Here is an 8918-nt window from a genome sequence, read left to right on the forward strand (position 1 = left end):
TAGAAGGCGGAGAGATTGAAAACTTCGCAAAAGCTAATATCACAATCTTTAATTTAAATGATCGCCAACAAGTTCGCTCACGCGAATTCTTATCAAAGGGAAAGAGTACTCCTTTTGAAGGAAGATGGTTACAAAGCAAATGCTTAATGACGCTTGTTGATGGTGACATAGTTTATAGAAAGGGACTGTAATATGAAATCTGTACAAACCTATCGCATACTTACCAATGTAGCTTTGACAAAGAATGTCTTCAAAATGATTCTTCAAGGAGATACAACATGGGTAACTAATCCAGGACAATTCATCAATATCACAGTGGAAAATGGTTACTTAAAAAGACCAATCAGTATTTGTGATTGGGACGATTCAACACTTACTATTATTTACAAAGTTGTAGGAAATGGTACTGAATGGATGGCGAAACAAGAACCAGGTGAAGAACTAGAAATATTAGTAGGACTAGGGAATGGATTTACTGTTGAGAAAAAAGAAAGAGCGTTAGTTGTAGGAGGCGGAGTTGGAGTACCACCATTGTATCGCCTATGCAAAGAATTACTTCAAAGAGGAACTAAAGTTGATGTGATTCTAGGTTTTAATACAAGTGATGAATGTTTCTATGAAGAAGAATTTAAACAATTAGGTGCATCTGTAACAGTTTGCACGGTTGATGGAACACAAGGTATAAAAGGGTTTGTATCAGAAGTAATACAAGATGATTTAAAAAATATTGATTATTACAGTTGCGGACCTTTTCCAATGCTTAAAGCAGTCTTTGATTCATCAAATGCTAAAGGTCAACTTTCATTTGAAGAACGAATGGGTTGTGGTTTTGGAGCATGTATGGGGTGTAGCTGTAAAACATTAACAGGATATAAACGAATTTGTGTGGAAGGACCAATTATGAAAAGTGAGGAAATCTTATGGACAAAAGACTAAGTGTACATTTAGGTGATTGGAAATTAGATAATCCTATTATTCCCGCGAGTGGAACATTTGGATTTGGTTATGAATTTGCACAATTTTACGATATAAATGAATTAGGAAGCATCGCAACTAAAGGAACTACAAAAGATTCAAGATTTGGGAATCCAACACCACGAATTGCAGAATGTGATCGTGGAATGATTAATGCAGTTGGACTTCAAAATCCTGGAATTGATGAAGTAATCCATTCAGAATTTAAAAAATTAAAAGAAGTTTATCATAAAAAAGTTGTCGCAAACATTTCGGGATTCTCGATTGATGAGTATGTAGAATGCGCAATAAAAATGGATAAAGAAGATATTGTAGGAATTTTAGAAATTAATATCTCTTGTCCGAATGTAAAACATGGTGGAATGAGTTTTGGAACTAGTCCTGAAAATGCTGCTGAAGTGACAAGGGCAGTAAAAAAAGTGACTACAAAGCCGGTCTATATTAAACTATCACCAAATGTAACAGATATTGTGCAAATTGCAAAAGCGGTGGAAGAAGCCGGTGCAAATGGAATCAGTATGATTAATACACTCCTTGGAGCACGCTTTGATTTGAAAACAGGCAAACCAATAATTGCTAATGTCATGGGTGGATTTAGCGGACCAGCAATTAAACCAGTGGCACTACGTATGGTTTATCAAGTATATAAAGAAGTTAAAATACCAATTATTGGTATTGGTGGAATTGCGACAGCAGAAGATGTTATTGAAATGATGTATGCAGGAGCAACTGCAGTACAAGTTGGTGCAGAGAATTGTCGTAATCCATATGCTTGTAAAGAAATTATTGATAACTTACCATCATTAATGGATAAGTTAGGTATAGAAAAGTTAGAAGACATAATAGGGAGGGCTCATCAATGAGAGAAAGAGATGTCATTATCGCATGTGATTTTTCAACAAAAGAAGAAACATTAAATTTTTTAGATTTATTTAAAGAAGAAAAACCATATGTAAAAATTGGACAAGAACTATTTTATGCAGAAGGACCAAGTATTGTACATGAAATTAAACGTCGTGGGCACAAAATATTTTTGGACTTAAAACAACATGATATTCCAAACACAGTTTATAAAGCAATTAAAAATCTTGCAACATTAGGTGCGGATATGTTAAATGTTCATGCTGCTGGAACAATTGAAATGATGGCGGCAGCACAAAAAGCAGTTGATGAAGTAAATCCAAATATAAAACTAATTGCAGTAACACAACTTACAAGTACATCGGAAGAAAAAATGAGAGAAGAACTTTGGATTGATCATAGTATCAATGATACTGTAGTACATTATGCTAAGAATGCTGAAAAAGCAGGACTTGCAGGTGTTGTTTGCAGTCCATTAGAAGCAGGACTTATTCGTGAAGCTTGTTCAGAAAGCTTTATTACAGTGACACCAGGAATTCGTTTTAATGATGCTACAAAAGGTGATCAAGTTCGTGTTACTACACCAGCTCAGGCACGTGAAATAGGAAGTGACTACATTGTAGTTGGGCGTCCAATTACAGGTGCAGAAAACCCTGTTGAAGCTTATCGTCGATGTGTAAAAGAATTTGTAAAAGGAGAATAGTCATGGAAAAATTAATCGCAAAAGATTTATTAGACATTCAAGCAGTATTTTTAAAACCGAATGATCCATTTACATGGGCAAGTGGAATCAAAGCACCTATTTATTGTGATAATCGTCTTACTTTATCAAATCCTAAAGTAAGAAGAGATGTTGAAAATGCACTCGCTGAAATCATTAAAAAACATTATCCTGAATGCGAGGCTGTCATGGGGACTGCAACGGCTGGGATTGCGCATGCAGCACTAGTAGCTGAAATTTTAGATTTGCCAATGGGTTATGTACGCGCAAGTGCAAAAGACCATGGACGCACAAATCAAATTGAAGGTAAATGTGAACCAGGTACAAAAGTTGTAGTTGTAGAAGATTTAATTTCTACTGCTGGCTCTAGCATTGATGTAGTAAAAGTACTACAAGAAAATGGCGTGGAAGTTTTAGGAATTGCTTCTATATTTACATATGGAATGAAAAAAGGTATTGATCGCCTTGCGGAAGCAAATGTAAAAAATGTAAGTGCTAGTAACCTTGATGTACTTGTAGAAGTAGCAGCAGAAATAGGTTATATTCAACAAGAAGATAAGGAACGCTTATTAAAATTTAGAGATAATCCAAGCGATGAAAGCTGGATGGTGAAATAGCAAAAACCACTTCGGTGGTTTTTAAATTATTATTGTTACTTTAAGGGGAGAATATTTTATGCGAAAGAAATTTGTAATTATATTCATTACTTTATTCATAGTAGGTATTATGGGTTTTCTATTTCTACAGTCTATCGATATTAAAGAAGAAATTATGAATTCTTCACAATCATACATAATAAAATGTACATATACAGCATCTGATACCGATTGTTATCGTGTTGATTTTACTACGGAAGATGAAATACAGGAGCTTGCAAAGACATTTGATAACCAACGATTATTTCCAATACCTTTTGTAAAAAATGGTCACAGTTATCCGCTAACAACGTATCATCTAGTCACAAATGGTAATACTGAGAAATGGATTGAGTTATATTCCGATAGTACACTGTTAGTGAATGGAAATGGGTACTTCAGTTTTGATTTCAACGATTTCTATAATAAGATTGAACAAGGCTATATGACAAAAGAACCTGTAGAAATATGAAATGAGTCCACAAAGTGGACTCATTTTTGTTTAGAAGTTCTAGATAAGTTAAATACAGTAAGAATGAAAAATACAATAGTTATAACAATCATAAATAGTATGTGATGGATTGGCTCTAGCGTAAAATCACCAAATTTAAATACAACACCAACACTTTCTTTAAAACCATTTAAATATTCAACAGGTAAATTGGTGAAACTTGTTTTGAGTGGTTCTTGTAGAAAAAGCTGACGTAAGAGTACTGCAGAGTGAGCGGTGGGGAATGATTTAATAATAAATTGGACGTATTCGGGTAAAGAGCCAATGGGTAAATAAACACCAGTTAGAAATCCAATCAATGTACCTAGTATTGTACTAGCGGTAGACATGGCACTAAGATTGTTAAAAAAACTTACAATGAAGAATACAATTGTGCTGGACATTAAACTAGATAATAAAATAATAAATAGGATCTGCATAATTGTGATTAGAGAAAGAAGAGTTGCTCCTTGTGATAATAAAAATAATTCTCCAACAAAGAAGGCAACGCTACTCATGAGACTACCTACAATAAAAGCGCAAAGTATATAGCCACCTACAAGTTTATAATGAGCAATAGGTGATGAATTAAAATCATTAATGACTTTATGAGCTCTGTCTTCGACAAACAATTCAAAGGCACCCATTGTTGTGGTAATCGATGTAACGGCAACAATACCTGCTATTACCCAACTATACATAAGAACATCAACATCTTTGACATCTAAACCATTTTTAAATTGATCACCTAAGAAAACAGCATAAAGTAGAATAATAATGAAGACACCCATTAATGAAAAGAAAACGGTACTTTTTTGTCTAAAGTATATCTTACAATTTCTAATCGCTAAATTAATCATAGTTTTCATCTCCCTTGGTAATTTCAATAAAGGCATCATTCATAGAACCATGAATAACCTCAAAGCTTTCAATGAAAGGTTCAACTTCTTGGAGTAGTGGAATGATTTTCTTTGTGTCTTGAATATTCGCAATAATTAAATTATTTTTGACTAGAAATGAATAATTGTAGTGCTCTAATAATGATTGAACACTCATTGAATCAAGAGGCTTAATCCGCAATGTGTCTTGACTAAATTTTTCTTTCAAATCGTAAGGTGTTCCTTGCGCAATAATTTTTCCATGATTAATGATAACGATATAATCTGAAGTTGCAGCTTCTTCCATGTAATGGGTAGTTAAGAAGATTGTCATTTGATATTCTTTTTGTAATTTCGAAATAGTTGACCAAACTAGTTCTCTTGTTTTTGGATCAAGACCTGTAGTTGGTTCATCCAAAAATAAAATAGTTGGCTTATGAATTAATGCTCGTGCAATATCAGCACGTCTTCTTTGCCCACCTGATAATTTTCCATAAGGACGATTAATAAAGTCTTGGATATCAGTTGCTTGAATGACAAATTGTAAGGATGTTTTTAATTCTTCATTGCTTAGATTATAAAGTTTTCCGCGTGTAAGAATGTTTTCTTTGACTGTTAATAAGGGATCAAGGATACTTTCTTGAAATACAACACCAATCTTTGAACGAATTTTTTCATCATCAATTCCTAATACACAATTGTCGATAATCACATTTCCAGAATTCTTTTGTAACAATGTGCATAGCATATTGATTGTGGTTGATTTACCAGCTCCATTTGTCCCAAGGAAAGAAAATAACTTTCCTTTTTCGACATAGAAACTAATATCATCAACAGCATTGATATCTTTAAATGTTTTCTTTAAGTTTTCTATAGATATAATTTTTTCCATTTCTATCACCTCGTTGGTAGTTTATGTTAATTGGAAAAGGTATACAAGATGGCTAACAGTAAGATGACTAGAGAACACAATAAGTTGACTAAAAGGGCGATTGTCTTTGCACAATAAAAAAGACTTGTTCAATATCTCAAACAAGTCTTTATGATTTAATCCAGCTTCTTTCTTTTTTTAATAGCTTCATTTATTGATTCAGCTAATTCATTATTCATATAAACGGTGTAGGCATAGGTAAGTGGAAAGCAAAATAACATAGTAGGTGTTATTTCCCACAATCCAAATAATGAGAATGAAATAATATTGAAATTTGCACAAGCAATAAAAACAACAAAATAACAAATAAGAACTCTAATTATCAAGTCTACTAAAAAAGAAGAAATATCAAAGTAGCTTAATAGTTTATCAGAAATTTCCATGAGAACTGCAATGCTTGTCGAAATGATTAATACTTGAATAACCACTTCGTTTGTAATTTCTGGTGCTAAATCAAACGGTCTAAAAAAAGTGAATAGAAGCATCATAATTGTAAAACTGCCAAATATTATATTTAATATTTTTTTCATCGATATGCCCTCAAAATATAAACTTTCTTTTAAAATTTTGAATATAATGTTTTGATACAATTTGTTTTTCATCATTTTGTAACGAGGCTTCAATTCGTCCGCTTAATGATGCTTTTACACTTTTTACAACACTGGTATTTAGAATACAACTTTTACTGATTCTTAAAAAGGATGTATCCATTAATAATTCTTCTAGTTCATATAATTTTTTACTGCATTCATAGACTTCGTTGCCGGTGTACAAAAAAACTTGATTATCAACAGCTTCAAAATAATAAATATCTTCTAGCGGAATCGGTATAGTTAAACCGTCTTTCTGTGCATTGATAGAGAAAGAATATAGTTTAATTTGTTCAATTAAACGTTTTAATCGTTCATCCATGATGCCGCAAGTTATTTTTATCTCTGTTTCTTTGATATCAAGCGATTGTTCTATTAGTAATTTCATATCTATCACACCTTAGGTTTATTTTACCAATCCATAGGAATGATTTCAAACTATATGGCGTAAGTTGACTAAATTGGTAGGTAAGATGACTTATTGTTTGAGACTAAAATAAGTTTCTTTACAAAAATCCATAAGAATTTGTTGGTTGGTTGATTTTTTTAACCAATCCATGAGTATATTTGCGGTATTATATGCTGATTCAACTTGCTGTTGAGTAATGACTCCGTTAACACAAGCATCTTCTAATTCATCTTCGTCAAGTAGGTCAATTTGACCATTAGGAAAAAATACAACATCTAAGTATAAATCTTCAAAACTTGATTCACCATCCGGAAGAATGATATTTTTATTCGTTATATCGAAATAACACTCCAGTAACTCATCATTTTCATTGAACATTGCAGTAATCCAAACATGTGAATCTTTACGTGCAACTTGTAACCATGAATATCCATTATCGGCGATACACTTGCTAGGTGTATCTTTGTTGTAGGAAATATAGAGGGGTTTAGCTAGTTTTTTCATTTGTATTAATCCAGCCTCGGTATTATCATCTATTTCTTTGGCGGTAAATATACATTCTTCAAGTCTCCACCACTCAGACCTTTTCATTGTTTTCGTCTTCATATTTTTTCTTCCTTTGTCATGATATAATTATAGCATTAAAGAGATGGAGGATACCAAATGAAACAAGATTTTCATATGCATTCATGTTATAGCAATGATGGCGAATTTAGTCCAAAGGAATTGTGTGAGTTAGCTCAAAAAAATAATTGTTCAATAATTGCACTAACAGATCATAACTCAGTATACGGCGTTGATGAAATGATAGAAGAAGCTGATAAACTTGGTATACAAGTGATTCCGGGTATCGAAATAGATACTGAATTTGAAGGCATTGACTTTCATTTAACAGTATATGGCATGGATTATAATGATCCACGTTATGAAGCAATTACAATTTATTATACTGAACTTGAAAGAAAAACATCCAAGGAAGCTTTATCATTGTTTGAGGAACATTTCGATGTATTTATAGATCGTATGGATTTAATGAGAATTGAAAAAGATGGTATTTTAGTACCAGAAGATTTGGGTGATTACCTTTTAAATAATCCCAAATATGATGATGCAGAATTTCTAAAAGAATACCGTGCAGGTGCTTCAAGAAGTGATAATCCGTATTTGAATTTCTATTTGGATTACTTCGCACAAGGCAAAGTTGCCTATGTAAAAGACAAAAAAATTGATATTGATTCAATTCTTGAAATGGTTGAGGAAACACAAGGAATTGCCGTGGTAGCTCATCCTGGACATAATTTTAATGGACATTTTGATGTTTTACAAAAATTATTGGATAAGCCTCAAATCAAAGGGATTGAAGTATATAGTAATTATCATACGGAGGAGATGACAAGAACATTTCTAGAATATGCAAAAACTAGAGATTTAGTTGTTACATGTGGAAGTGATTTTCATGGTAAAAATAAACCAGCCATTCAATTGGGTCAAATCAAATTTGTACCCGATGATTTTGAATCTGGATTAGTTGACCTTGTGAAAGTAAACTTTAAAGATTAAAACTTTTATTTTGATAGAGACTTTGTTATAATAAATCGGTACTTAGAAGTGAAGGGTGGCGTAAATTATGGGTAGAGCACATGAAGTGCGTGCTGCATCAATGGCAAAAACTGCAGCAATAAAAACAAAATTATACTCTCGATTTGGAAAAGAATTATATATGGCTGCAAAAGCAGGTATTCCTGATCCAGAAATGAACCAAGGGTTAAAAAGAAAAATCGCTGAAGCTAAAGCAAACCAAGTTCCAGCAGATGTAATCAAAAGAGCAATTGAAAAAGCAAAAGGTTCTTCAAATGAAAATTATGATCCAGTTCGTTATGAAGGTTTTGGACCTGGAGCATCAACAATTGTTATTGATTGTTTAACAGATAATGTTAACCGTACAGTTAGTGCTGTTAAAACATGTTTCAACAAAGCACACGCTAAATTAGGTGTTGCTGGTTGTGTATCTCACAGTTATGATACTGTTGGATTATTCTCATTTTCTTATGAAGAAGAGGAAACAATGTTAGATGCATTGATTAGTGCTGAAGTAGATGTTGTTGACTTAGAAATCGAAGATGGTATTATGTCAGTTTATACTGCACCAACCGATTTTGGTAAAGCTCAAAAAGCAATTGAAGATTTGATTCCTGAAGTGAAATTTGATGTATGTGAAATTACATTATTACCTCAAGAATATGTACAACTTGATTCTGATGAAGATAAAGAACTTTGGGATCGTTTAGTTAATTTATTAAATGATGTTGAAGATGTTCAACAAATTTATCATAACGTTCAAAACTAATATGAATAAGTAAAAGCCACTTTAATTGTTATGAACCCCGTTATTAGGACGAAAGTCTGAAAGGCGGGGTTTTCAAATGAA

The 8918-nt window shown here is 32.6% G+C and carries 12 protein-coding genes and 1 pseudogene; 8 read left to right on the top strand and 5 right to left on the bottom strand.

Annotated features, from left to right (window positions below; genetic code table 11):
- The 6 genes and pseudogenes from RSB60_RS09455 to RSB60_RS09480 all read left to right on the top strand — a co-directional run.
- Positions 1-191, top strand: a pseudogene (locus RSB60_RS09455) (dihydroorotase); the annotation flags it as partial.
- A gap of 1 nt (position 192) precedes the next feature.
- On the top strand, positions 193-936 hold the full coding sequence (locus tag RSB60_RS09460; RefSeq protein ID WP_332615968.1) for a dihydroorotate dehydrogenase electron transfer subunit: 744 nt from the start codon (positions 193-195) through the stop codon (positions 934-936).
- Positions 921-1838 (top strand): dihydroorotate dehydrogenase, encoded by a 918-nt coding sequence (locus tag RSB60_RS09465; RefSeq protein WP_332615969.1) that lies wholly within the window; start codon positions 921-923, stop codon positions 1836-1838. The genes RSB60_RS09460 and RSB60_RS09465 overlap by 16 nt, the downstream gene beginning before the upstream one ends.
- Positions 1835-2539, top strand: coding sequence for an orotidine-5'-phosphate decarboxylase (gene pyrF / locus RSB60_RS09470; RefSeq protein WP_332615970.1), 705 nt, complete (start codon positions 1835-1837; stop codon positions 2537-2539). Before RSB60_RS09465 ends, pyrF begins: the two co-directional genes overlap by 4 nt.
- Before the next feature lie 2 nt (positions 2540-2541).
- Positions 2542-3174 (top strand): orotate phosphoribosyltransferase, encoded by a 633-nt coding sequence (pyrE, locus tag RSB60_RS09475; protein ID WP_323380729.1) that lies wholly within the window; start codon positions 2542-2544, stop codon positions 3172-3174.
- Positions 3175-3232: 58 nt separating this feature from the next.
- Positions 3233-3664, top strand: a complete 432-nt coding sequence (locus RSB60_RS09480) for a hypothetical protein (RefSeq protein ID WP_323380728.1) — start codon at positions 3233-3235, stop codon at positions 3662-3664.
- 20 nt (positions 3665-3684) lie between these two features.
- On the opposite strand, the gene RSB60_RS09485 is transcribed toward RSB60_RS09480, so the two are convergent.
- The 5 genes from RSB60_RS09485 to RSB60_RS09505 all read right to left on the bottom strand — a co-directional run bounded on the left by RSB60_RS09485 (position 3685) and on the right by RSB60_RS09505 (position 7096).
- A complete protein-coding gene (locus RSB60_RS09485; RefSeq protein ID WP_332615972.1) occupies positions 3685-4542 on the bottom strand; it encodes an ABC transporter permease in 858 nt (285 codons plus the stop codon).
- Positions 4535-5452, bottom strand: a complete 918-nt coding sequence (locus RSB60_RS09490) for an ABC transporter ATP-binding protein (RefSeq protein WP_323380726.1) — start codon at positions 5450-5452, stop codon at positions 4535-4537. The genes RSB60_RS09485 and RSB60_RS09490 overlap by 8 nt, the downstream gene beginning before the upstream one ends.
- A gap of 155 nt (positions 5453-5607) precedes the next feature.
- Positions 5608-6021, bottom strand: a complete 414-nt coding sequence (locus tag RSB60_RS09495; protein ID WP_323380725.1) for a hypothetical protein — start codon at positions 6019-6021, stop codon at positions 5608-5610.
- Positions 6022-6031: 10 nt separating this feature from the next.
- Positions 6032-6469: a LytTR family DNA-binding domain-containing protein gene (locus tag RSB60_RS09500; protein WP_323380724.1), complete on the bottom strand. Its 438-nt coding sequence runs from the start codon at positions 6467-6469 to the stop codon at positions 6032-6034.
- Between the two features lie 90 nt (positions 6470-6559).
- Positions 6560-7096 carry a DUF402 domain-containing protein gene (locus tag RSB60_RS09505; protein WP_323380723.1) on the bottom strand — a complete coding sequence of 179 codons (537 nt, stop codon included), beginning with the start codon at positions 7094-7096 and terminating at the stop codon, positions 6560-6562.
- Between the two features lie 57 nt (positions 7097-7153).
- Between RSB60_RS09505 and RSB60_RS09510 the strand changes: the two genes are divergently transcribed.
- Positions 7154-8050 (top strand): PHP domain-containing protein, encoded by an 897-nt coding sequence (locus tag RSB60_RS09510; RefSeq protein ID WP_332615975.1) that lies wholly within the window; start codon positions 7154-7156, stop codon positions 8048-8050.
- A gap of 67 nt (positions 8051-8117) precedes the next feature.
- Positions 8118-8837, top strand: a complete 720-nt coding sequence (locus RSB60_RS09515) for a YebC/PmpR family DNA-binding transcriptional regulator (RefSeq protein ID WP_323380721.1) — start codon at positions 8118-8120, stop codon at positions 8835-8837.
- Positions 8838-8918 lie beyond the last annotated feature (81 nt).

Source organism: Anaerorhabdus sp., assembly GCF_036657415.1.
In the GTDB taxonomy this organism is placed as follows: domain Bacteria; phylum Bacillota_I; class Bacilli_A; order Erysipelotrichales; family Erysipelotrichaceae; genus Anaerorhabdus.

Excerpts from the sequence above, each read along its gene's own strand:
- RSB60_RS09460 (WP_332615968.1), top strand. The coding sequence starts at position 193 with ATGAAATCTGTACAAACCTATCGCATACTTACCAATGTAGCTTTGACA.
- RSB60_RS09465 (WP_332615969.1), top strand. The coding sequence starts at position 921 with ATGGACAAAAGACTAAGTGTACATTTAGGTGATTGGAAATTAGATAAT.
- pyrF (WP_332615970.1), top strand. The coding sequence starts at position 1,835 with ATGAGAGAAAGAGATGTCATTATCGCATGTGATTTTTCAACAAAAGAA.
- pyrE (WP_323380729.1), top strand. The coding sequence starts at position 2,542 with ATGGAAAAATTAATCGCAAAAGATTTATTAGACATTCAAGCAGTATTT.
- RSB60_RS09480 (WP_323380728.1), top strand. The coding sequence starts at position 3,233 with ATGCGAAAGAAATTTGTAATTATATTCATTACTTTATTCATAGTAGGT.
- RSB60_RS09485 (WP_332615972.1), bottom strand. The coding sequence starts at position 4,542 with ATGATTAATTTAGCGATTAGAAATTGTAAGATATACTTTAGACAAAAA.
- RSB60_RS09490 (WP_323380726.1), bottom strand. The coding sequence starts at position 5,452 with ATGGAAAAAATTATATCTATAGAAAACTTAAAGAAAACATTTAAAGAT.
- RSB60_RS09495 (WP_323380725.1), bottom strand. The coding sequence starts at position 6,021 with ATGAAAAAAATATTAAATATAATATTTGGCAGTTTTACAATTATGATG.
- RSB60_RS09500 (WP_323380724.1), bottom strand. The coding sequence starts at position 6,469 with ATGAAATTACTAATAGAACAATCGCTTGATATCAAAGAAACAGAGATA.
- RSB60_RS09505 (WP_323380723.1), bottom strand. The coding sequence starts at position 7,096 with ATGAAGACGAAAACAATGAAAAGGTCTGAGTGGTGGAGACTTGAAGAA.
- RSB60_RS09510 (WP_332615975.1), top strand. The coding sequence starts at position 7,154 with ATGAAACAAGATTTTCATATGCATTCATGTTATAGCAATGATGGCGAA.
- RSB60_RS09515 (WP_323380721.1), top strand. The coding sequence starts at position 8,118 with ATGGGTAGAGCACATGAAGTGCGTGCTGCATCAATGGCAAAAACTGCA.